We start from the raw sequence: 24759 nt of genomic DNA on the forward strand, positions 1-24759 counted from the left end.
GGCTAATCCAAACAAACCAACTCAACATGACTGCAACAAGCCCCGATTCCTGCCAAGCGGCGCTGCAACAACTCAAACACCATATCAACAGCCAAATCATCGGCCAGGAAATACTGGTCGAACGGATGTTGATCGCGTTGTTGGCCGACGGCCATCTGTTGGTGGAAGGTGCGCCGGGTCTGGCTAAAACCCGTGCCATCAATGTCCTCAGCCAGGGCATACAGGCCGATTTTCACCGGGTGCAATTTACCCCGGACTTGTTGCCGGCGGATTTGACCGGCACCGAAATTTACCGGCCGCAATCCGCCACCTTCGAATTTCAGAAAGGCCCGCTGTTCCATAACCTGATTCTGGCCGACGAAATCAACCGGGCACCGGCCAAGGTGCAGGCGGCGCTGCTGGAAGCGATGGCCGAGCGGCAGATCACGGTCGGCAAAGCCACCTATCCGCTGCCGCAACTGTTCATGGTCATGGCCACGCAAAACCCGATCGAACAGGAAGGCACTTATCCGTTACCGGAAGCGCAACTCGACCGGTTTTTGCTGCACGTCAAAATCGATTATCCGGACGCCGGCCACGAGCAAGCCATTCTGCAGCTGGCGCGAGCCGAAGCCAAAGGCGCCTTGCAGGCCGGCGCCGCGCCGGCGGTAAAGATCAGCCAGCAAACCCTGTTCGCCGCTCGCGGCGAAGTGCTGGACCTGTATTTGGCTGACAGTCTGGAGCAGTATTTATTGCAGATCGTACTGGCCACCCGTAAACCGGCGGCCTACGGCCAGGACTTGGCCGGTTGGATCCAATACGGTGCCAGCCCGCGCGCCAGCATTGCACTGGACCGTTGCGCCCGGGCCAAGGCCTGGCTGGCGCAGCGCGATTTCGTCGATCCGGCCGACATCCAGGACATGGCCTACGACGTACTTCGCCACCGGCTGATTTTGTCTTACGAAGCCGAGGCCGAGGGCATCACTGCCGATTACGTGGTCAAGGAATTGATCGCCAGGATTGCCGTGCCCTGATGGATGCGCAATACACCGCCGATAACCCGCGGGTGGCGGTTACTCTGAAAGGGTTGGTCGATCTGGCCAAACCGGCCGCCGCGATCAGCCTGGGCCACGCCAATATCCGCGCCGCGCAGAGCGGCAATTACCTGTCGCACCTGAAAGGGCGCGGTATGGCGTTCGACGAAACCCGGCTGTATCAGCCCGGCGACGATGTGCGCCGCATCGATTGGCGAGTCACCGCCCGTACCGGAAAGCCCCACAGCAAAATTTTCAAGGAGGAACGCGAGCGGCCGATGTTCATCGCCGTCGATTACCGGGCGGCGATGGCTTTCGCTACCCGCGGCGTGTTCAAACGGGTGCAGGCCGCCCGCTTGGCCGCATTGCTGGCCTGGGCCGCATTGCAGCAGGGCGACCGCATCGGTGGCCAGATTTTCAGCGAAGCCGGTTGCCTGGAATTGCGGCCGCAAACCGGCAAACCGGCCTTACTCAGGTTTTTGAATGCTTTGGTAAAACCGGCCTATAGCGGCGATCCGGCAGATCAACTCGATATTCCATTGTCCAGATTGCTGCATCACGCCCGCCCAGGCAGCCGGGTTTATATCCTTAGTGACTTTCGCGGGTTGAACGCCGCCGCCGAACGGCATTTGGCCAATCTGGCCAAGCACTGCGAAGTGGTTATGGTTCACATCGCCGATCCGCTGGAAATCCGCTTGCCCGACAAGGGGCGTTACCGGTTTACCGACGGTTTGCGCGAAATTTTGTTCGACACTGCCGACCGGCAACGGGCACAGGTGTACCAACAACGGTTCGCCGATCGCCGGCGACTGTTGCAAAAATTATCCAGTCAATTACGCCTGTTGCTGATTCCGTGCAGCACACAGCAAGCGGCGCTGGACGTGCTGACCGGTGTCCGGCCGGAATATCGTTAGGGCTTCGGATCAACCATGACCGGTTCAGGCTATTCCCAGCGTTCCGCCAATGTGGCCGCTCCGGCTGCGCGGATGCGGCAAGCCGGTTTTTTGCGGTGGCCGGTTGTCGTCGGCCGCATCGGTTTGTTGGCAGTGACGATCTTTGCCGGCGGCTGGTTGGGCATGAAGCTGGTGATTCCACCAGGTTACTCCAGTCCGTTGTGGCCGCCGGCGGGAATCGCGCTGGCCGCATTGTTGATCTGCGGTCGCCGGCTTTGGCCGGGGGTCTGGTTGGGAGCCCTGCTGATCGAACTGGCCACGGCCACGAATTTTTCCGGCCAATTGAATACCTCCGGCATCGCCGCCGCGTTGCTGATTGCTTGCGGCAGTACCTTGCAGGCCGTTATCGCCGCCAGTTTGTCCGAAAAATACCTGCAGCCGGGGTTGCCGAAACTGGAAACGCCGCGCGCCATCCTGACGTTTTTTGTGCTGGCCGGCCCGCTGGCCTGTTTGGCAGCACCTAGTTTCGGTGTCGCCGCGTTATACGGATTGGGTTTGATGCCGGGCGACGAGTTGCAAAACTCCTGGCGTAACTGGTGGATCGGCGACAGTCTGGGCGTGATGGTGATCGCTCCTTTGCTGTTTTGCGCCTTCGGCCGGCCGCTGGCGTTGTGGCGGGCTCGGCGCTTGAGCGTGGCCTTGCCAATGCTGGGTACCTTACTGGCACTGGTGTTAGTGTTCATGCAGGTGTTTCGCGCCGAGCAAACCCGGATCCAGCAGGCGTTCGACAATCGGGCCGCCGCCATCGAAACTTTATTGGTGGAATATACCACCCATGTGGTCGATAGCAGTCTGGCGCTCAGGGATGTATTTCTGGCTTCCAGCGATGTCAGCCGCGAGCAATTCGCTCTGTTTGCCCGCGGTATTTTGGAGCGGCATCCGGAAATTCAGGCCTTGGAATGGTTGCCGCGCATCCGCCACCAGCAACGCGCGACCTTCGAAGCCAAAGTGCAGCAGGAAGGCTACGCCGGATTCCGCATTACCGAACGTGATGCCGACGGCGGGTTGGTTCCGGCGGGCGAGCGCACCGAATATTTTCCGGTGGCCTACGTCGAGCCGATGGCCGGCAACGAGCGAGCCTTCGGCCTGGATTCGGTCTCCAATCCGTTGAGCAAATTGGCTAAGGACGCGGCTAGAGCCAGCGGTAAACCGACCGCGTCGGCCGGCCTCAGTTTGATGCAGGTCGACGGCCCGGCGCCGGGGGTGTTGGTGTCGATTCCGGTGTTCAAACCGGCGGCCGGCATGCGCGATCAGGACTTCGCCGGTTTCGTATCGGCGGTGATTTTGCCGGCGCGCATGGTGGAAGTCGTTACCAAGGGCCTGAACACACAGTCGCTGGACATCAGCATCGAAGATACCGCTGGAACCGGCGTGTATAGGGAGTTGTTCGCCAAGCGCATGCCGGCCACGGTAAAGCAGAACTACGCGTTGCGGGACTGGCAAAAAATCTTCAAGTTCGTCGACCGGGATTGGCGGGTGACGATTTCGCCGAGCAGCCTGTTTATCAACGAACAGAGTTCTTCGGTGTTATGGATTACCTTACTCGGCGGGCTTTGTTTCACCAGTCTGATGAACATCATGCTGCTGATCGTCAGCGGCCGTACCGCCACGGTCGAAGCTTTGGTCGAACAGCGTACCCGCGATCTGGAAACGGCAGTGGCCGAACAAAAAGCCGCCGCGCAACAGGCGCGCGAATCGGAACTGAAATTGCGCACCATCGTCGATTCGCAGCCGGAATGCGTGAAACTGCTGGCGCGCGACGGTAGCCTGTTGCAGATGAACCGGGCCGGCCTGGACATGATAGAAGCGGATGATTTGCAACAGGCGCAAAGCGGTCGGCTGGAGGACCTGGTCGATGCCAAATACCGCGGCCAATTCATAAAATTGCTTCGCCGCGTGTTTGCCGGGGCATCCGGCAGTTTGGAATTCGAAATCACCGGGTTGCGCGGCGGCCAGCGCTGGCTGGAAACGCACGCGGTGCCGATGCGCGATGCCGACGGCAATATTACCGCCTTGCTCGGACTGACGCGCGACATTACCGAGCGTAAATTGGCCGAGGATGAGTTGAAACTGGCCGCCCGCGTGTTCAGCGAAGCTCACGAGGGGATTCTGATCACCGATGCCGACGCCAACATCATCGATGTCAACCCCACCTTTTGCGAGATTACCGGTTACAGCCGCGACGAGATCATCGGCAAAAATCCAAGCATTCTGCAGTCCGGCAAGTACGGCCCGGAATTCTATGCCGAGATGTGGCGCGAGTTGCGCCAGCACCAGCATTGGCACGGCGAATTATGGAACCGCAAGAAAAACGGCGATTTATATGCGGAATGGTTGACGATTTCGGCGTTGTGCGATGGCGAAGGCCGCATCACGCATTACGTCGGCCTGTTTTCCGACGTGACCCAAGCCAAACACCAACAGCAATTATTGGAACTGGTGGCGCATTACGATCCGCTGACCCGGTTGCCGAACCGGATCCTGTTTGCCGACCGGTTGAGCCAGGCCATAGCCCATAGTAAACGTGAAAAATCGCTGCTGGCGATTGGTTTTCTGGATCTGGATGGATTCAAACCGGTCAACGACATGTTCGGCCACGACGTCGGCGACCGGGTGCTGGTGGAAGTGGCGGAGCGTATCAAAAATACGATTCGCGAGGAAGACAGCGTATCGCGCCATGGCGGCGACGAATTTGCGTTGCTGCTGCGCGATATCGACACGCTGGAGCAATGCGAACAAGCCATCCTGCGCATCCACCAGGCGATTTCCGAGCCGTTCGTGATCGATGGCCAGCAAATCACGATCGGCGCGAGCAGCGGCTATACCTTATATCCGCTGGACGATGCCGATCCCGACGGCCTGTTGCGGCACGCCGACCATGCTATGTACCAGGCCAAATTGGCCGGCAAGAACCGTAGCCAGCTGTTCGACGCGACGCAGGACCAGCAAATCATGCATCGCCACCAGCAATTGCGCGATATCGAAGCAGCCTTCCTGAACGGCGAAATGTGTCTGTATTACCAGCCAAAAGTCGATATCAAGACCGGGCATGTGGCCGGTGTGGAAGCCCTGATCCGTTGGTTGAGCCCGCTGCGCGGCATGGTGCCGCCGCTGGATTTCTTGCCGGCTATCGCTTCCACCGATCTGGAAATCCGCATCGGCAATTGGGTGATCGAGCAGGCCTGCCGCGACCTGGCGGCCTGGCAGGGGCAGGGCTTGAGTTTGGACGTCAGCGTCAATATTTCCTCGTATCATTTGCTGTGGCCGGGAATTCAGGAGCACATCGCCGACACCTTGCGCCAGCATCCTCAACTCCGGGCACAGTCCTTGCAGCTCGAAATCCTGGAAAGCACGGCGCTGGACGATTTGAGCGCCGTGAACGGGATTATCAAGAATTGCCGCGAGCAACTCGGCATCAGCGTGGCGCTGGACGACTTCGGTACCGGATATTCGTCGCTGACCCACTTGCGGCATTTGTCGGTGGATACTGTGAAAATCGATCAAACCTTCGTCCGCGACATGTTGGACGACCCGGACGATTATGCCATCATCGACAGCGTAATCGACCTGAGCCAAGCCTTCAACCGCAAGGTGGTCGCCGAGGGCGTGGAAAGCCAGGAACAGGGTATCGTGCTGCTGTTGCTGGGTTGCCACTTGCTGCAAGGATATGCCATTGCCAGGCCTATGCCGGCCGCGCAGATCGCCGATTGGGTCGCGGCCTACCGGCCTTTCGCCGATTGGAATTTCTATGCCAATGCCGAGTTGACGCCGGAGCAGACCATGATCGCGATTAGGCGCTGCGACGCCCGCCAGTGGTTGCAACGCGTGCATGACTGCCTGTTTGCCGCCGGACGTAGGCCGTTGCCGGCCTGGCCGATCATGGACGGTACGCGTACTCATCTCGGGCGCTGGCTGCGCCAGGCCAAACAGGAGCGGCAGTATGGCGAAGACTGGTTGGAACGGCTGCAGCAATTGCAGCAAAATTTGCATAACCAGGCCGACCGCTTGAAACAGCAATGCGATGCCGGCGAGTTGGCGGCAGCCCAAGCCGGTTTCGCCGCTTTACAGGCGGTACAACAGGAAATCGACGAGCGCCTGATCCTGTATACTCAAGTGCCTTGAATTCGATAACGCCAACGATGGAACAATTGCCGTTAAGAGATATTCATTTGCCCGACGCGGTCAGTTTTTGGCCGCCGGCGCCCGGCTGGTGGGCCTTAGCGCTGCTGTTGCCGGCGCTAATCGCGGCTCTGCGTTGGCTTTACAAGAGAATCCGCCGGCGCGACGCCGTTAAAGCCGCCGCTCAATTGCTGCAGCAAATCCGTCGCGAGCATGCTGGCGACGCCAAACCGACGTTGGTTGCCTTGTCGGCATTGTTGCGGCGAGTGGCTTTGAGCACTGCCTCGCGCCAGGATGTGGCCAGCTTGAGCGGTAAGGCCTGGCTGGAGTACCTGGACCGCTCGTTGCCGGATGCGCCGTTCACGCAGGGGCCGGGACGTTGCCTAGCCGATGCCCAATACCGGCCGCAGCCGCCTGCTGAAGCTGAGCTGGACGCGCTGTTCGAATTATGCGAACGCTGGTTGAAGCAACAGGCGAAAAAATCATGATGACGCTAGTCTGGCCTTGGCTGCTGATTCTGATACCGTTGCCGCTGTTGCTGCGCCGCTGGTTGCCGGCCCAGGTTCCGGCGCGGCAGGCCGCGTTGAAGACGCCGTTTCTGGACGATTTCGGCAGCGATCCTGGGTATATCGTCGGCAGCGAACGGCGTTGGCCGCTGTGGCTGGCCGGTTGCGCCTGGCTTTGTCTGCTGTTGGCCGCGGCGCGGCCGCAATGGTTGGGGGAACCGCTGGAGCAGGCGGTCAGCGGCCGCGATCTGATGTTGGCGGTCGACGTCTCCGGCAGCATGCAGGAAGAAGACTTCCTGTTGGATAAACAGCGGGTCGACCGGCTGACTGCGATTAAGCAAGTGGCGGGTGAGTTCATCATGCGCCGCGCCGGCGACCGGCTTGGTTTGATCCTGTTCGGGACCCAGGCTTATCTGCACGTGCCGTTGACCTTCGACCGCAAGACCGTGCAGACCTTGCTCGGCGAAGCCTTTATCGGCATCACCGAAGACGAACCGAAAACGTCGATCGGCGATGCCATCGGCCTGGCGATCAAACGCCTGCAAGACCAGAAAGATGCCAGCCGCGTGCTGATCCTGTTGACCGACGGCGCCAACACGGCCGGCGAACTGGCGCCGCTGAAGGCCGCAGAACTGGCGGCCGAACACCGCTTGAAAATTTATACCATCGGCATCGGTGCCGACGAGATTTTGGTGCGCAGTCTGTTCGGCACGCGCCGGGTCAATCCATCGGTGGATTTGGACGAAAAAACCTTGACTGCCATCGCCGAAACCACCGGCGGACATTACTTCCGCGCTCGCAACACCGAGGAATTGGAGCGGATTTACCAAATGCTCGACCAACTGGAACCGGTGGAAAAAGACAAACAATACTTCCGGCCGCGTAGCGAGTTGTTCCATTGGCCGTTGGGCTTGGCCTTGATGCTGGCCGGCTTGATCGCGGCCGGGCGGTTACGGTGGAGCTGATGCCGGCAGAATTCCATTTTTTGCGCCCGCTCTGGTTTTTGGCCTTGCTGCCGGCAGCCTTGCTGTTGCTGAAGCTGGCCCGCCATCGGCAAAGCCGGGCGAATTGGACTGAGGTTTGTGATGCCGAGCTATTGCCGTTTGTGCTGCAGGATCAGCCGGCGGCAGCGCAGCGGCGTTATAGCCTGGTCGGCGCCGCACTGGCGGCCGTGCTGGCGATTGCCGCGTTGGCCGGGCCGACTTGGGAGCGCCTGCCCAGTCCGGCTTTTCGCAACGATGCGGCGCTAGTCATCGCCCTGGATTTGTCCAAATCGATGGACGCCGCCGATATCAAACCCAGCCGCATCGGCAAGGCCCGCTACAAAATCGCCGATCTGCTGAAACAGCGCAAGGACGGCCAGACCGCGCTGCTGGTCTACGGCGGCGATGCCTTTACCGTGACGCCGTTGACCACCGACACCGCCACCATCGACAGCCAGTTGCCGGCGTTGACCACCGACATCATGCCCAGCCCGGGCAGCCACACTTCCATCGCCATCGAACACGCCGTCAATTTGTTGCGCCAAGCCGGACTGGCCAAAGGCCATATCCTGCTGGTAACCGACGGCGCCGACGCCGACGTGGCGGAACAGGCCGAGCAATGGCTGGGCGGTTACCAACTATCGGTATTGGCAGTCGGTACCGCCGACGGTGCGCCGATCCAGGCGGCCGGAGGCGGATTTTTGAAGGATCGCAGCGGCAATATCGTGGTGGCGAAGATGGACGAAGTGACTTTGGCTACTCTCGCTCGTAACGGCCGCGGCCTTTATCAGCCGGTTACGGCCGGCGACGAAGACATCGAAGCATTGAGCCGGGTATTCAATTCCGCAGTAACCGATCCGCAAAATCAGGATTCCAATTTGCTGTTGCAGCAATGGGACGAAAAGGGGCCGTGGCTGGTACTGCTGGTATTGCCGTGGGCGGCTGTGCAATTCAGGAAAGGTTTGCTGCTATGGTGCCTGTTGAGTCTGGCGCCGCTGCCCCGTAACGGTTATGCGTTGGATTGGCAAAGCCTGTGGAAGACCCCCGACCAACGCGCAAAACAGGCCTTCGAGCAGCAACAATACCAGCAGGCGGCCGAGCAATTCCAGGACCAGGCCTGGCGCGCCGCCGCCCAATACAAGGCCGGCCAATACGAACAGGCCGCCGAAACTCTGAAAGACGCCAACAGCGCAGAGGGCCATTACAACCGCGGCAACGCGCTGGCCCTTGCCGGCCGCTTGCCGGAGGCGGTGCAGGCTTACCAGCAGGCCTTGCAACTCGATCCGCAGCACCAGGACGCAAAATACAACAAGGAATTGGTCGAGAAGAAATTGCAGGAGCAGCAGCAACAGCCGAACCAGGGCCCGGACCGTCAGCCGCAGGACGGCGGACAAGAGCCGCAATCGCAAGACCGGCAATCCCAGTCCGGCCAGGCAGACCGCGACCGGCAGAGCGAAGCGGCCAAGCCGCCGGAGCAGCCGGGCGAGCAATCGGCGGCGGACGAGCGCAAGCAGGCCGGGCAGCAACCAAAACAGCCGGAACAAAACCCCTCGGATAGCCGACAGACAACTCAGCCCGACCAAGCTCAAGACCAGCCCAAGGATGCCCAACCCGAAACGCAGCCGGCGCAATCGGCCGCCGAGGTCGAACGCAACGAAACCGAACGCGCCAACGAACAGCTATTGAAGCGCATCCCCGACGAGCCCACCGGGTTGTTGCGGCGTAAATTCAAGTATCAATACAGCCAACGCAATCGCCGGACTCAGGCCGAGAACCCCTGGTAAAGCGAAGCGCAAACCGTTCAACAGACTCACGAGAAGACGATGGATATTGGCCTGATAGTGTTTTTGATTTTGCTCAACGGCGTATTTGCCATGTCGGAAATGGCGCTGGTGTCGTCCGGGTTGGCCAGGTTGCAGAAATTGGTAGGGGAGAAGCGGGCCGGTGCTGCGACCGCACTGAAACTGCATAAAGACCCTTCGCGGTTCTTGTCGACGGTCCAGGTCGGCATCACCTCGGTCGGTATTCTCAGCGGCGCGCTTGGCGAGGACGCCCTGACCGAACCGTTGCAACGCTATCTGGCCCAATTTCCCTGGTTGGCGCCGTATGCCGACAGCATTGCCCTGGCGGCCACCGTGGTTGCCATCACCTATTTTTCGGTCGTGGTCGGCGAATTGGCGCCGAAGCGGCTGGCTCTATTAAATCCGGAGCGGATTGCGCTGGCCGTCGCCAAGCCGATGAATATGTTGGCTGCGTTCGCCAGCCCGCTGGTGTGGCTGTTGTCCTCGTCCAGCTCCTTGTTGCTGCGCTTGTGCGGCGCCCACCGGCCGGCGCAGGCGAGCGTGACCAATGAGGAAATCAAATTGCTGATGGAAATCGGCGCCGAGTCCGGCGTGTTTCATGCCAGCGAACGCCATCTGGTCGGCAATGTGATGAAGCTCGACGAGCAGCGGGTCGGCGCGGCGATGACGCCGCGCCTGCAGATTTATGCCGCCGATCTGGGCGACGGCGATGCCGAGGTGCGGCGCAAGATTGCCGAATGCCCCTATGCCAGAACCGTGATTTGCCGCGGCGGGCTGGACAACATCGTCGGGGTGCTGACCCGTAGCGAATTGCTGCAGCCGGCGATGAGCGGGGCGGCGTTCGAGCTCGCGCCGTTCGTGCGCACGCCGCATTACGTGCCGGAGACGATGACGCTGGTGCAACTGCTGGAGTATTTCAAATCCAACAAGGCCGATTTGGCGCTGGTCGCCAACGAATACGGCGATATCGAGGGACTGGTCACGTTGAGCGATGTATTGAAAGCCATCGTCGGCGAACTGCCCGGCGGCGACCTGGATGTCGATATTGCCGAACGTGCTGACGGTTCCTGGCTGGTCGACGGCGGCGTCTCGGTGCAGCGCTTGAAATCGCTGATCGGCATCAGCGGCGAGCTCCCAGGCGAAGCCGACAACGCTTACCACACGGTGGGCGGCTTCGTCTTGTTTTACCTGGAAGACATTCCGCGCGTCGCCGAAGCCTTCGAATACCAGGAATGGCGGTTCGAGATCGTCGACATCGACGGTGTGCGCATAGACAAAGTGCTGATCACGCCGCGGCCGGGCGAAGAGTAAGCGCCGCGGCGGGCCGGTTGCGGCCGCGCCGGGCAAGCAGATTAATGACAAAAGGAAAAAACCATGCAAGCGCAGCGATTATTAACCCTGATCTCAGCTTTAGTGTGCTGGGCCGCTCCGGCCGCGGCCGCGGACATGAAACCGTTGCTGGAAGCCTCGCCGGCGCTGATGAAATTGCTGACGATAGATGAAGTCAAACCCGGCGAAATGCGGGAGTCGTTGAGCCTGTCGGCGCGGGTGGATTTGGACCAGCACCGGGTGGCCCGGATCGGCGCCAGCGTGACCGGCCGCATCACCGAAATCAATGCGATGTTGGGCCAAAACGTCAAGAAGGGCGACCGGCTGGCGCTGTTGAACAGCACCGAACTGAGCCAGGCCCAATCGGATTACCTGAAAGCCACGTCGCAAGTCAATCTGCGGCGGATCACGGTGAAGCGCGCCGAACGGTTGCTGGAAAGCGGTGTGATTGCCGAGGCCGAGTTGCAGGAACGCCAGGGCGTGCTGGCCGAAGCCGAGGTGGACTTGCGCGCCGCTAGCGACCGTTTGCGGGTGATGGGCATGGGCGAGGCCGATTTGAAGCGGCTGGACAAGCAACGCAGCATCTATTCGTTTTCGCCGGTAACCTCCAGCATAGACGGCGTCGTGATCGAGCGCAACGTCGCCATCGGCCAGGTGGTGCAACCGGCCGACAGCCTGTACACCGTCGCCGATTTATCGCAACTGTGGCTGGTGGCGGAAATTCCGGAACAACAGGCGCATTGGGCGCGGCAGGGCGACCAGGTGCTGGCGGAAGTGCCGGCGTTGCCCGGCGAGAGCGTCAGCGGCAAATTGATCTACGTCTCCGATCTGGTCGATCCCGACACCCGCACCGTGACGGTCAGGATGGCGCTGGCCAATCCGCAGCGGCTATTTAAACCGCAGATGTTGGCAACGCTGAAAATCAGCAAGCCCGGCGCCCAATCCCTGCTGATCCCGAGTCCGGCGGTGGTGCGGGAAGACGATAAAGACCACGTCTTCGTGCAGACCGCCGACAACCGTTTCGAGTTGCGCCCGGTCAAACTGGGCCGCGAGGAGGCCCATAAACGTGAATTATTGGCCGGCCTGCGCCCCGGCGAAAAAATCGTCGTCAACGGCGCCTTTCATTTGAACAACGAACGCCTGCGCAGCGCGTTGGAGTAAGCCATGGTCAACCGTCTGATAGAACTGGCGCTGCAACAACGGATTTTGGTGGCGGTGCTGGCGGTGGCGGTAGCGCTATTCGGCGTCCGCGCGGTGCGCCAGTTGTCGGTGGATGCGTTTCCGGACGTGACCAACATTCAGGTGCAAATCGCTACCGAAGCCGCCGGAAAATCGCCGGACGAGGTCGAGCGGTTGGTGACCGTGCCGTTGGAGATCGCGATGGCCGGCTTGCCGGGGCTGGAAGAAATGCGCTCGCTGAATAAAAACGGCCTGTCGCTGATCACGCTGATCTTTACCGACAAGACCGAAGTCTATTTTGCCCGGCAGTTGGTGATGGAACGCCTGATCGAAGTCAAGCAGCAGATGCCGCCCGGCGTCAATCCGGTGCTGGGTCCGGTGTCGACCGGCCTGGGCGAGGTTTACCAATACACGCTGGACCGCGACGACGACGGCGAGCGGCCGTTGACCCAGGAAGAGTTGCAGTTTCGGCGCGAAGCGCAGGACTGGGTGGTCCGGCCCTTGTTGCGCGGCATACCCGGCGTGGCCGAGATCAATTCCCAGGGCGGTTACGTCAAGCAATACCAGGTTCTGGTCAACCCCAACCGCTTGCACCACTACCGGATTTCGCTGAACGAGGTGTTCGAGGCCTTGGCGCGCAACAACGCCAACAGCGGCGGCGGCGTGTTGCCGCACTATGCCGAGCAATATTTGATCCGCGGCGTCGGTTTGATCAACGACGTCAACGACATCGGCAATATTGTGTTGAAGGAGGAAGACAGCGTGCCGGTGCACATGCACGACGTCGCCGAAATCAAAATCGGCCACGAAGTGCGGGCCGGTGCGGTCATCAAAAACGGTTACACCGAATCGGTCGGCGGCATCGTCATGATGCTGCGCGGCGGCAACGCCAAGGAAGTGGTGAGTCGGATCAAGGAACGGGTGGCGGAAATCAATGCCAAGGGCATGTTGCCGGGCGGCCTGAAAATCGTGCCCTATTACGACCGCAGCGATCTGGTCGACGCGGCGTTGCATACCGTGACCAAGGTGTTAATGGAAGGCATCGTCTTGGTCGTCATCATCCTGTTTCTGTTCCTGGGCGACGTGCGCTCCAGTCTGATCGTGGTCGGTACGCTGATCGTGACGCCGTTGGTGACTTTCATCATGATGAACCAATTGGGTTTGTCGGCCAATTTGATGTCTCTCGGCGGTCTGGCGATTGCGATCGGCTTGATGGTGGACGGCTCGGTGGTGGTGGTCGAGAATGCGTTCCGCTTGCTCGGCGAACGCAAGGGGCGCGCCACCAGCCGGGTGCGGGTGGTGCAGGCCGCGACCCAGGAGGTGGCGACGCCGGTATTGTTCGGCGTCGGCATCATCGTCTTGGTATTTTTGCCGTTGATGACGTTGCAGGGCATGGAAGGCAAGATGTTCGCGCCGCTGGCTTATACCATCGCGATCGCGCTGTTGATTTCGCTGGTGGTGTCGCTGACCTTGTCGCCGGTGTTGTGCGCGTTTGCGTTGGAGGGCCACGACGGCGAACACGACACGCGTCTGATTGCGTTCATCAAGCGCTATTATCTGCGCTTGCTGGATTTTGCTATGGCCAACCGGCTGAAAGTGGTCGGCGCAGCCGTGGCGGCATTCGTCGGCTCGCTGCTGCTGTTGCCGTTACTCGGCACCTCGTTCATACCGGAAATGAAGGAAGGCTCCATCGTGCCGGCGATTAACCGAATGCCGAATATCTCGCTGGAAGAGAGTATCAACGTCGAGATGCAGGCGATGAAAATGGTGATGCAGATTCCGGGCGTCAAAAACGTGGTATCCGGCGTCGGCCGTGGCGAAAGTCCGGCCGATCCGCAATCGCAAAACGAATCGACGCCGATCGTGACCTTGAAACCGCGCGAGGAATGGCCGCAAGGCTGGACCCAGGACGACATTGCCGACGCGATGAGCGACAAGCTGGTCGAAAATCTGCCCGGCATGCAAGTGGTGATGGCGCAACCGATTTCCGACCGGGTCGACGAAATGGTGACCGGCGTGCGTTCCGACGTTGCGGTCAAGGTGTTCGGCGACGATCTGGCCGAGCTGAAACGATTGGCGGACGCGATTGCCGGGGTAGCTAACGGCGTCAGCGGTGCCCGCGATATCCGGGTCGAACGGCTGACCGGCCAGCAATATCTGAATATTACCGTGGACCGCCAGGCGATTTCCCGCCACGGCCTGAATGCCTCGGACATTCACGACGTGATCGAAACCGCGATTGCCGGCAAAGTCGCCACCGAAATTTATCAGGGCGAGCGGCGCTTCTCGGCCGCAGTGCGGCTGCCGGAGGCCTTCCGCAACAATATCGCCGCGATCGACCAATTGATGTTGACCTCGCCGAACGGGGCGCGGGTGCCGCTGGGCGACGTGACCAAAATCAGCCTGAACGACGGTCCCGCTCAAATCAGCCGGGAAATGGGCAAGCGGCGGATCGTGGTCGGCATCAACGTACGCGACCGCGATTTGGGCGGTTTCGTCGCCGAATTGCAAAAAGCCGTGGCCGACAAGGTCAAATTGCCGGAGGGGTATTATCTGCAGTGGGGCGGCCAGTTCCAGAACATGGAACGGGCCTTGGGCCATTTGCAAATGATCATTCCGGTGACGATCGCGGCGATTTTCTTTCTGCTGTTCATGTTGTTCAAATCGCTGCGCTTCGCGGCGCTGATCATCCTGGTGCTGCCGTTCGCTTCGATCGGCGGTATCGTCACGCTGTTTTTGAGCGGCGAGTATTTGTCGGTGCCGGCCTCGGTCGGTTTCATCGCCTTGTGGGGCATCGCGGTGTTGAACGGCGTGGTGCTGGTGTCCTATATCCGGGCCCAGCGCGAGAGCGGCTTGAGCCTGGAATATGCGGTACGCCGCGGCTGCGAGCAGCGTTTCCGGCCGGTGATGATGACGGCGACCGTGGCCTTGCTGGGTCTGGTGCCGTTTCTGTTTGCGGTCGGGCCCGGTTCGGAAGTACAAAAGCCGTTGGCCATCGTCGTGATCGGCGGCCTGATCAGTTCCACGTTATTGACTCTGGTGGTGTTGCCGGTGCTGTACGGTTGGTTCGACGATCGCCAGGATGTTCATAAACCGTTTTCGATGAGATGAGCGGATTTTTACCTATGCGTATTTGTGTGTCGCCCTGGTGGCTGTGGATATTGTGGTTTTGGCTGAGCGCCGTTGCCGCCGCCGAGATCGGCGTTGCGGTCGATCGCAATCCGGTCGGGTTGAACGAATCGTTTCAAATTACCTTTACCGCAACCGAACAGCCGGACGACAGTCCGGATTTCGAGCCGTTGCAGCAGGATTTCGAGATCGTCAACCAGCAACGCAGCAGCAGCGCGTCCTGGGTTAACGGTAAAAGCAATCGCAGCGAACAATGGATATTGACGGCAATAGCCAAGCGTAGCGGCGAGTTGACGATACCGGCGATCGCTTTCGGTGCCGACAGCAGTAAACCGCTGGTATTGACCGTGACCGAATCCGCGCAACCGACGGCGAAGGACGACGAATTGTTCCTGGAAGTCTCGGCGACGCCGGAACAGCCTTACGTGCAGGCGCAGGTGATTTACACGCTGAAACTGTTTCGCCGGGTGCAGATCACCCAGGCCAGCCTGAGCGAGCCGGAAATCAAGGATGCCCTGGTGGAAAAGTTGGGCGAGGACTCCACCTATGCTACCCAGATCAAGGGTGTCGATTATTGGGTGACCGAGCGTAAATACGCGATTTTTCCGCAGCAGAGCGGCCTGTTCACGATTGCGCCGCTGGTGTTGAACGCCGAATATGTCAGCGGCCGGCAACAACCGCGCTTCAACGGCTTTTTCAACCGGCCCAACACAGAAACCCGGCGCGTGGTATCGAAAGCCGTGACGCTAAACGTGCGCGCGGTGCCGGCCGAGTTCAAAGGCGCCTGGCTGGGCGCGGAATCCTTGGAGTTGAGCGAGAGTTGGTCGGATTCCAGTTTGCAAGCCAAGGTCGGCGAGCCGTTGACCCGCACCTTGACCCTGAAGGCCAAGGGCGCGACGGTCGGCCAGTTGCCGGAGTTGTTCGACAAAACCCCGATTGACGGCATTAAGACCTATCCCGACCAGCCGCTGTTGAACGAGGATAAGCAGAGCGACGGTTTGAGCGCGTCGCGCGAGGAGAAAATCGCCTTCATTCCGTCCAAGCCCGGCGAGTACAGTCTGCCGGCGCTGCGGATTCGCTGGTTCAATATCAAAACTCAAAAAATCGAGGAGGCGGCGCTACCGGCCGCCAAAATCAAGGCGGTGGCTGCTGCCGGCTCGGCTGCGCCGGTAGTTGCCGCTACCGAGGCCAAGCCGGCCGAATCCGGCCCGATTGCCGCGACGCCGATCAGCGTCTGTTCGGACAGGGAAACCAGGGTGTGGCAAGCGTTGTCTGCCGCGCTGGCGTTGGGTTGGCTGCTGACGGCGATCGGCTTGGTTAGGGGGCGCCGCGGCGGCGGCCGAACCGGCGCCGGCAACCCGGCTCCGGCCGAGAGTGCGCTGGAAAAAGCCTTGAAGCGGGCCTGTTGGGAAAACAACCCGCAAGCGGCCAAACAACTGCTGTTGCAATGGGGAAAGCAGCGCTACGGCAGCGACAGTCTGGCCGGACTGGCGAGTTGCTGCGGCGAGGCGCTGCGCGGCGAAATCAATAGCCTGAACCGGCTGTTGTACACCCCTGGCGGCCAGGAATGGCAGGGCCGGGACTTGTGGGCGGCATTCAGCGCAGAACCGCAACACGGCAACGATGCGGCCGACAACGGCGACGGTCTGGAGCCCTTGTTCAAAATCTGAGTTAACCGCGCCGCTCCAGGTGGGCCAGGGCCATGTACAGCGCGGCGATCGAGCGGGCTTCGCTGCATTCGCCGCTGGCCAGCAGGCGGTCGATGCTTCTCAACGGCCAGGGCACTACCTGTAATTCTTCCGGTTCGTCGCCTTCGAGTTTCTCCGGGTACAGCTCTTCGGCCAGGATGATGTCGATGGTGTGTTCCAGGTAAGACGGCGCCAGCGAGACCCGGTGCAGATGCTGCAGTTTGCCGGCGCCGTAGCCAATTTCCTCCTTCAGCTCCCGATTAGCGCCGCTGAGCATGTCTTCGCCGGCGTCGAGTTTGCCTTTCGGCAGCCCCAGTTCGTAGCGGTGGATTCCGGCCGCATATTCTCTGACCAGCAATACCGTTTCCGGATTCAGCATCGGTACGATCAGCACTGCGCCGTGCGAGCTGCTGCGCGCCAAGCGTTCGTACTGGCGGCGTTCGCCGTTGCTGAACTCCAGGTCGAGCGCTTCGATACAGAATTGGCGAGTTTTGGCCAGTACGGTCTGTTTCAGAATTTTCGGTCGTTTGGGCATGGTGGTTGGCGGGTTTGCGATTGTTGCCGTTGCCGGATCTGAGGTTACACCCTGAAGAATTCGACCGCGTTCTGCAATTGTTCGGCCTGGGCGTTCAATTCCTCCGCCGTTGCCGCCATTTCCTCGGACGCAGCAGCGTTTTGTTGCGTGACTTTATCGAGTTGTCGCATCGCCTCGCTGATTTGGCGCACGCCAACGGCCTGTTCGTCGGAGGCCGCGCTGATTTCCTGTATCAATTCCGAGGTCTTGGCGATATTCGGCACGACCTTGCCGATCATTTGTCCGGCTTGCTCGGCGATGGCGACGCTATTGGCCGCCAATTCGTTGATTTCGGCTGCCGTCGTCCGGCTGTTTTCCGCGAGTTTTCTGACTTCGGCGGCGACGACGGCAAAGCCTTTGCCGTGCTCGCCGGCCGAGGCGGCTTCGATGGCTGCGTTCAACGACAACAAATTGGTTTTGTAAGCGATGTCTTCGATCACGCCGATTTTCTTGGCGATTTGGTGCATGGCCTTGACCGTAGCCATGACCGCGTCGCCGCCTTGGCCGGCTTCGTCGGCCGAGGTTTTGGCCAGTTGTTCGGTGGCGCGGGCGCTTTGCGAATTGTGCTGCACCGAGGTGCTGAGCTGTTCGACGGCGCTGGTGGTTTCGTCGACGCTGGCCGCCTGTTGCGTCGTGGCCTGGCTGATCGATTGCGCGGTGGCGTTGACTTCCCGCGATGCGGCGCTCAGGGTTTCGGCATTGCTTTGGACTTGGCGGACGATGTCGGCCAGTTGGCCGGCCATGGTTTTTAAGTCGAACAACAGGCTGCCGCTGTCGCCGGGCTGGATCTCGATGTGTGTCGTCAGGTCGCCTTCTGCCATTTGCTTGACCGCCGCTGCGGCATAAGCCGGTTCTCCTCCCAGTTGCCGCATCAGGCCGCGCGTAATTAAATAAGCCGCACTGCCGCCGCACAGGACCGACAGCAGCGCCATCAGTTCGATGATGCGGACACTGTTGCTGACGGCGCTACGCGCTTCCTTGCCGGAAGCCGCCATCAATTCGGTTTGAAACGCGATCAAAGCAGTCGCGTTGTCGAAGTAGCGGGTCTGCAGTTGCCTGATTTCGCCGAGCAGATAGTCGGTGGCCTCCTGCTGCTTGCCCTGCCGGGCCAGCGCGATAAAGCGGTCTTGCGCCGCGACATACGGCGTCCTGGCGTCGAGTATGGCTTGCAATAAGCGGCGGCCCTCGGCGCTGTCGATTTTGGCGTCGAGTTTATCCAGATTTTCCTTGATTCTGGCGCGAGCTTCCTGAATTCGGGCGATTTCCTTGTCGATCGTCGTTTGGTCCTTGACGATCAGCGTGTTGCGCATCGAGCGGGCGATGACGTTGATGTTGTCAATGATTTCGTGGGTCCAGACCGTTTTCGGAAACTTATCGTCGACCATGTTTTCGATATTGGCCAACAGTCCTTTCAAGTTGCTTATGCTGACCAAGGCGACGATGGCCAGCAACAGCATCACGCCGCCGAATCCGAGTCCGAGCCGGGTTTTGACCGACAATTCTTGCATACTGGCTCCTGTGTCTAGTGTCTGGGCTAGGCTTGCCATTGTAAAACGTTGCCGGTAATGCGGATAGAGTCGAATTGGCCGATGCTGCCGCGGCCGGCGCCGCCGGCTTATAATCGGCGAAAAATTAACGGAGAATTTCAGCGATGTTGGACTGGCAGCAAATCGAAACGGTAATGTTGGATATGGACGGCACCTTGCTGGACCTGAATTTCGATAACCATTTCTGGCAGGAATTCGTGCCGTTGCGTTTTGCCGAGTTGCACGGTTTGGCTCTGGAGCAGGCCAAGCAGGAATTGGCGCCGCGCTTCAAGGCGATGGAAGGCCGTTTGGAGTGGTATTGCCTGGATTACTGGAGCAGCGAATTGCGTTTGAATATCGCCGGCTTGAAGCAGGAACTGGCCGGCCTGATTGCGGTGCATCCGCACGTGGTCGAGTTTTTGGACGCGGTGCGCGGCAGGCGGCGGTTGTTATTGGTGACCAACGCCCACCGCGATAGCCTCAATCTGAAAATGGAGAAAACCTGCCTGCACCGGTTTTTCGACGAGATCGTCAGTTCCCACGACTTCGGTTTTGCCAAGGAACAGCAGGGCTTTTGGCAAGCCTTGCAGGAACGGCACGTGTTCGAGAAGCACAGCAGCTTGTTGGTAGACGACAGTCTGGCCGTGCTGCGCTCGGCCCGGCAATTCGGCATTGCTCATCTGGTATCGATCAGCAAGCCGGACAGCCGGGGGCCGGTCAGACCGATTGCGGAGTTTCCGGCGATTGAGGATTTTCGGGCGTTGATGCCCGGTTTGCTGCCGGACGCGGCCGCTGTTCCCTAGGCTTGTGGTCCGGCCGGGGAGGGCGTTTGCCGTGCTGTACCACCCGTTCGCGCGGTTCGCGCCGTTCGGGTTTGGCGACCTGTTCGGCCAGCAATTCCGGTTCGATCGGTGCGACCGGTATTTTTTCGCCGATGTAGTCCTTGATGTCCGGCATAGAATAGGCGTATTCCTCGCAGATGAAGCTGATCGCTTCGCCGCTGGCGCCGAAGCGGGCGGTACGGCCGATGCGGTGCACGTAATCCTCGACGTCTTGCGGCAGATCGTAGTTGAACACGTGGGAAACGTCGGGAATGTGCAGGCCGCGAGCGGCGACGTCGGTGGCGATCAGCAGGTTGACCTGGTTGTCCTGAAACGCGGCGAGCAATTTTTGGCGCTTTTCCTGCGGTACGTCGCCGCTCAGCATCGCGACTTTGTAACCGTTGGCCTGCAGGTAGTCGTCCAGCCGTTCCGCGCAACGCTTGGTGTTGACGAAGACGATACTGCGTTGCGGCTGGTGGTGTTTCAATAAACCCAGCAGCAGCGGTATCTTTTGGTCGTTGGCCGGGCAATAGGCGATTTGCTTGATTGCTTTGGAGGTGACTTCTTCGGGTTCGATCCGGATCAAAACCGGGTTGTTCATGTGTTCGTAAGCCAGCTCGGTGACCTTGTAGGACAACGTGGCCGAGAACAGCAGGTTCAGGCGCTGGTCGGCCGGCGGCATCCGCCGCAGCAGGAAACGTATGTCCTTAATAAAGCCCAGGTCGAACATGCGGTCGGCTTCGTCCAGTACCGTGACCTGGATGTTGTCCAGCGTGAAAGCGCCCTGTTTGTAGAAATCAATGATGCGGCCCGGTGTGCCGATGATGATGTCGACGTTGGTCTTGATCTTTTCCAGTTGTTTTTGGTAATCGGTGCCGCCGTAGATCAATGCGAACTTAAGGTTCAGATATTTGCTTAAAACCAGCGCGTCTTTGTGAATCTGGATTGCCAGCTCGCGGGTCGGCGCGAGGATCAAAGCCCGCGGATTCTTGATTTTTTCGCTTTCGTCGTTGATCAGGTGCTGGAAAGTTGCGAGCAGGAAGGTTGCGGTTTTGCCGGTGCCGGTTTGCGCCTGGCCGGCGATGTCTTTGCCGCGCAGGGATAACGGCAGGGACTTGTCCTGGATCGGCGTGCAGTTGATAAATCCCGCTTCTTTCAGACCTTTGATGATGGAGTCGGACAGCTCCAGATTGCTAAATCGCGTTTCCGTTAAGTGTGTTTTTTTCATAACTCGCTAGAATAACTCAAAATGCGACGCGGTTGAAATCGATTGACAATTTCGGCGCAGCGAAACTATAGTCTTTGCTTTGCAAACTAACGGAGAATGGCGTGAGCGACCTAGTCCTTCATGTATCAGACGCTGATTTTAACGAAACTGTCTTAAAAGCCGGCTCACCGGTATTGGTTGACTACTGGGCCGAATGGTGCGGTCCTTGCAAAATGATTGCTCCGGTGCTGGATGAAATTGCAGCCGAGTACCAAGGCAAGCTGACCGTCGCCAAACTCAATATCGACGAAAACCCGAAAACCCCGCAGCACTACGGTGTGCGCGGAATTCCCACCTTGATGATTTTCAAGGGCGGCGAGGTGGAGGCTACTAAAGTCGGCGCCTTGACCAAATCGCAGTTGGCCGCGTTTATCGACAGCAACCTGTAACCCGGCTGCCACCGGGCTTGTCGAAAATGTTTTGATAAGTCCGGTTATTGCGCTAGAATTCCGCCCGCTTCTCGCACCCCGATCGCCCGAGTTTTTCCAACACACTTCTTCCGCCGTAAACAGCTTTCTGCTGTTTTGCATTTCTTCCAATTCCCTAAGTCAACATGAATCTTACCGAGTTAAAACTTAAACAACCGACCGAAATCATCGCAATCGCCGAATCCCTGGGGCTGGAGAACATCGACAGAGCCCGAAAGCAGGAGCTGATTTTCTCGATTTTGAAGAAACAGGCGAAGAGCGGAGAAGACATTTACGGTGACGGAGTGCTGGAAATTTTGACCGACGGTTTCGGCTTTCTGCGTACGCCGGGCTGTTCTTACTTGGCGGGACCGGACGATATTTACGTGTCTCCCAGCCAGATTCGCCGTTTCGGCCTACGTACCGGAGATACCGTCAGCGGCAAGATTCGGCCGCCGAAAGAAGGCGAGCGCTACTTTGCGATGCTGAAGGTGGAGAGCATCAACTTCGAATCGCCCGAGCAATCCAAAAACAAAATTTCCTTTTCCAACCTGACGCCGTTATTCGCCAACAAACGTTTCCGCCTGGAGCAAGGCAACGGTACCAGCGAGGACTTGACGGCCCGCATCATCGATTTGATCGCGCCGATCGGCAAGGGCCAGCGCGGCCTGATCGTGTCGCCGCCGAAAGCCGGCAAGACCATGATCATGCAAAGCATTGCCCATGCGATTGCCGAGAATAATCCCGAATGTTACCTGATCGTGCTGTTGATCGACGAGCGTCCGGAAGAGGTAACCGAAATGGAGCGTTGCGTTCGGGGCGAGGTGGTGTCCAGTACCTTCGACGAACCAGCTACCCGCCACGTGCAGGTCGCCGACATGGTGATCGAAAAAGCCCGGCGCATGGTCGAGCACAAGCACGATGTGGTTATTCTGTTAGACTCGATCACGCGTTTGGCGCGCGCCTACAACATGGTAGTACCCTCGTCCGGTAAGCTGTTGTCCGGCGGTGTCGACGCCAATGCCCTGGAAAAACCGAAGCGCTTCTTCGGCGCCGCGCGTAATATCGAGGAAGGCGGCAGTCTGACCATCATTGCCACCGCACTGGTCGAAACCGGTTCGCGGATGGACGAGGTGATTTTCGAGGAGTTCAAGGGCACAGGTAACATGGAGCTGCATCTCGAGCGGAAAATCGCTGAAAAGCGCATCTATCCCGCCATCAATATTAATCGTTCAGGCACCCGTCGCGAGGAATATCTAGTCGATCCCGACGAACTGCAAAAAACCTGGATCTTGCGCAAGATCCTGCAGCCGATGGACGAATTGGCGGCATCGGAATTTTTGTTGGGCAAGCTCAAAGATTTTAAAACCAACGCCGCGTTTTTCGATTCTATGAAGCGTTAATGCCTGCCGTCGGATCGGCGGACGGCATTCCGCGTGCCGTTCGCCCCGATTTTGGCTGTTTTCCCCCGTTTTCCATCCCCCGCTCCGGTCTGTTTTTCTCCTGCCAACACAGCAACCTAGTTCCAATCTAAGTTGCGTTCGCAATAGCACCGAAATATTTCTTGGTTGTGCGAGCGATTAATTTTGTTATATTGCGCCCCGACCTTAACGCGGAGAGATGGCCTTGCGAAATACCAGCAAATTTTTCATGCAGTTCGTCCGACTGGCGGGACCTTTCTGGTGTTCCGAAAACAAGGCTAGCATTCGCGGACTGTCGGCGGTGCTGGTCGCGTTAACCGTCGCCCAAATCGCCGTTTCGGTGATTATTACCGAGTGGAGTGCAGACTTGTTCGATGCGTTGGAACAGCGCTCGATGTCGCGCTTCTTTACCCAGATCGGTTTGATCGTGTTGATCTTTCTGGCGAACATTGCCATTACTGCGACGCATTTGGTGGTCAAGCGCCGCTTGCAACTCGGTTGGCGCGGCTGGTTGACCGACAAATTGATTGGCCAGTGGATGCGAGACGGCCGGCATTACTTGGTCACGCATATACCCGGCCAGCACGATAATCCCGACGGCCGCATCGCCGAGGATATACGGATATCGACCGAATATGCGATCGATCTGCTGCATACCATGTTCTACTGCTTATTGTTGTTGATCAGTTTTACCGAGATTTTGTGGACTTTGTCCGGCAGTGTTGCCTTGGACTTGGGGATTGCCGAGATTCCGATACAAGGCCATCTGGTCTGGCTGGCCTTGATATACGCCGCCAGTGCCTCGGTACTGGGCTGGTGGATCGGTCGGCCATTGACGACGGCGACCGATAACCGGCAAACCGTAGAAGCCAATTTCCGTTTCGCGTTGGTTAAGGCCCGTGAAAACGCCCAGTCGATTGCGTTAATTCACGGCGAGCGCCACGAAAATCCGCACTTTCACCGTTTGTTCGGCAATATCGTCGATGCCTGGAACCAACAAACCCTCGCTTGGCAACGGATCACGATGTTCAGTTCCGGCTACTCCATCCTGTCGATGGCTTTTCCGATCCTGGTGTCCGCGCCGCGTTTCATACTGGGAACCATCAGTTTGGGAGCCTTGATGCAATCGGCCCAAGCCTTCCAGCAAATGGTCGCCGCTCTGTCCTGGCCGGTGGACAATATGGGCAAGGTCGCCGAGTGGCGAGCTTCGGTAGAGCGCGTTCTCGGGTTAAGCAAGGCCCTGGAGCAGCTGGAGCGGGAAATCGCCAAACCTGATCCGCACCGCATCCGCATCGTCAAGAACGACAGTTCGGTACTGGCATTCCGCAATCTGTGCATCAGCCGGCTGGACAATATCGTTTGCGTGTCGATGTTGAACGAAGAGATTCGCGCCGGAGAACGGGTGTTGATAGCCGGCAACGCATTTTCCGGCAACAAATTGTTCAAGGCCATCGCCGGGTTGTGGCCGTGGGGCGAGGGTACGATAGAACTGCCTGACGACGAACCGATGTTCTTCATGCCGCCCAAACCGTATTTGCCGACCGGGAATCTGCGTGCCTCGATTTGTTATCCAGCCGACGCCGGCGTGTTTGATCCCGAGCTATTGGTCAGTACCATGCAGTTGGCCGGCGTCGGCGAATTGGTGGAACAATTGGATCAGCAAGCCGACTGGGACAAAAGCTTGGAGCGCGAGCAGAAGCAGCGCTTGGGATTGGTGCGGCTGTTGCTGCACAAACCGAAGTGGATTTTGATGCAGGAAGCCTTCGATTCGCTCGATCCGGACGGCGAGGTGGAAATGGTTAGCCTGATCCATAAAAAATTGCCGCAGGCGGCGATGCTGACGATCACCAAGCAGCCGACGATCCAAGGGTTGCATAAGCGCAGAATTACGCTGAATTAATCGGTTGTCGGCATGTTCGCACTTGGTGTCGGCCAAGAGTACACTTTACTTTGCTAAATTTTTTATACCCAAAGTGGGGAATTTGGTTTCTGAAACGTCTTAAAGGATAAGGAGCCCAAAGCATGGCGTAAATGCCCGGGTA

Annotated in this window: 17 protein-coding genes; 14 read left to right on the forward strand and 3 right to left on the reverse strand. The window is 59.0% G+C overall.

The annotated features are described in order from the left end of the window. Positions 1–26 precede the first annotated feature (26 nt). The 10 genes from NP603_RS12865 (at position 27) to NP603_RS12910 (ending at position 16683) form a co-directional block, all read left to right on the forward strand. On the forward strand, positions 27–1013 hold the full coding sequence (locus tag NP603_RS12865; protein WP_256611285.1) for an AAA family ATPase: 987 nt from the start codon (positions 27–29) through the stop codon (positions 1011–1013). Further along, complete coding sequence (locus NP603_RS12870) at positions 1013–1927, forward strand: DUF58 domain-containing protein (protein ID WP_256611286.1); 915 nt, start codon at positions 1013–1015, stop codon at positions 1925–1927. Before NP603_RS12865 ends, NP603_RS12870 begins: the two co-directional genes overlap by 1 nt. Before the next feature lie 15 nt (positions 1928–1942). After that, positions 1943–6088: an EAL domain-containing protein gene (locus NP603_RS12875; protein WP_256611287.1), complete on the forward strand. Its 4146-nt coding sequence runs from the start codon at positions 1943–1945 to the stop codon at positions 6086–6088. Between the two features lie 17 nt (positions 6089–6105). Beyond that, positions 6106–6573 (forward strand): DUF4381 domain-containing protein, encoded by a 468-nt coding sequence (locus NP603_RS12880; protein ID WP_256611288.1) that lies wholly within the window; start codon positions 6106–6108, stop codon positions 6571–6573. Continuing rightward, on the forward strand, positions 6570–7556 hold the full coding sequence (locus NP603_RS12885) for a vWA domain-containing protein (RefSeq protein WP_256611289.1): 987 nt from the start codon (positions 6570–6572) through the stop codon (positions 7554–7556). Before NP603_RS12880 ends, NP603_RS12885 begins: the two co-directional genes overlap by 4 nt. After that, positions 7556–9358 carry a VWA domain-containing protein gene (locus tag NP603_RS12890; protein WP_256611290.1) on the forward strand — a complete coding sequence of 601 codons (1803 nt, stop codon included), beginning with the start codon at positions 7556–7558 and terminating at the stop codon, positions 9356–9358. Before NP603_RS12885 ends, NP603_RS12890 begins: the two co-directional genes overlap by 1 nt. A 39-nt stretch (positions 9359–9397) precedes the next feature. Further along, positions 9398–10687, forward strand: coding sequence for a hemolysin family protein (locus NP603_RS12895; protein WP_256611291.1), 1290 nt, complete (start codon positions 9398–9400; stop codon positions 10685–10687). A 63-nt stretch (positions 10688–10750) separates the two neighbouring features. Next, complete coding sequence (locus tag NP603_RS12900) at positions 10751–11866, forward strand: efflux RND transporter periplasmic adaptor subunit (RefSeq protein WP_256611292.1); 1116 nt, start codon at positions 10751–10753, stop codon at positions 11864–11866. 3 nt (positions 11867–11869) lie between these two features. Next, on the forward strand, positions 11870–14995 hold the full coding sequence (locus NP603_RS12905) for an efflux RND transporter permease subunit (RefSeq protein WP_256611293.1): 3126 nt from the start codon (positions 11870–11872) through the stop codon (positions 14993–14995). 14 nt (positions 14996–15009) lie between these two features. Continuing rightward, positions 15010–16683, forward strand: coding sequence for a BatD family protein (locus NP603_RS12910; RefSeq protein WP_256611294.1), 1674 nt, complete (start codon positions 15010–15012; stop codon positions 16681–16683). Between the two features lies 1 nt (position 16684). On the opposite strand, the gene nudE is transcribed toward NP603_RS12910, so the two are convergent. Further along, on the reverse strand, positions 16685–17236 hold the full coding sequence (nudE, locus tag NP603_RS12915) for an ADP compounds hydrolase NudE (protein WP_256611295.1): 552 nt from the start codon (positions 17234–17236) through the stop codon (positions 16685–16687). A gap of 44 nt (positions 17237–17280) precedes the next feature. Next, entirely contained in the window at positions 17281–18783 is a 1503-nt protein-coding gene (locus NP603_RS12920; protein WP_256611296.1) for a methyl-accepting chemotaxis protein, read from the reverse strand. Positions 18784–18926: 143 nt separating this feature from the next. On the opposite strand from NP603_RS12920, the gene yrfG reads away from it, so the two are divergent. Next, a complete protein-coding gene (gene yrfG, locus NP603_RS12925) occupies positions 18927–19604 on the forward strand; it encodes a GMP/IMP nucleotidase (protein ID WP_256611297.1) in 678 nt (225 codons plus the stop codon). On the opposite strand, the gene rhlB is transcribed toward yrfG, so the two are convergent. Beyond that, positions 19519–20850 carry an ATP-dependent RNA helicase RhlB gene (rhlB, locus tag NP603_RS12930; RefSeq protein ID WP_256611298.1) on the reverse strand — a complete coding sequence of 444 codons (1332 nt, stop codon included), beginning with the start codon at positions 20848–20850 and terminating at the stop codon, positions 19519–19521. The two genes, yrfG and rhlB, sit on opposite strands and share 86 nt — an antisense overlap. A gap of 101 nt (positions 20851–20951) precedes the next feature. Here rhlB and trxA point away from each other — a divergent pair, with 101 nt between their 5' ends. The 3 genes from trxA to NP603_RS12945 all read left to right on the forward strand — a co-directional run bounded on the left by trxA (position 20952) and on the right by NP603_RS12945 (position 24617). Then, the gene (gene trxA / locus NP603_RS12935) at positions 20952–21278 is read left to right on the forward strand and encodes a thioredoxin TrxA (RefSeq protein WP_140912070.1); all 327 of its coding nucleotides are present in this window, start codon (positions 20952–20954) and stop codon (positions 21276–21278) included. A gap of 164 nt (positions 21279–21442) precedes the next feature. Beyond that, a complete protein-coding gene (rho, locus tag NP603_RS12940) occupies positions 21443–22699 on the forward strand; it encodes a transcription termination factor Rho (protein WP_256611299.1) in 1257 nt (418 codons plus the stop codon). A gap of 247 nt (positions 22700–22946) precedes the next feature. Continuing rightward, a complete protein-coding gene (locus tag NP603_RS12945; protein ID WP_256611300.1) occupies positions 22947–24617 on the forward strand; it encodes an ABC transporter ATP-binding protein/permease in 1671 nt (556 codons plus the stop codon). Positions 24618–24759 lie beyond the last annotated feature (142 nt).

Origin of the sequence: Methylomonas aurea (genome assembly GCF_024505045.1) — a bacterium.
In the GTDB taxonomy this organism is placed as follows: Bacteria; Pseudomonadota; Gammaproteobacteria; order Methylococcales; family Methylomonadaceae; genus Methylomonas; species Methylomonas aurea.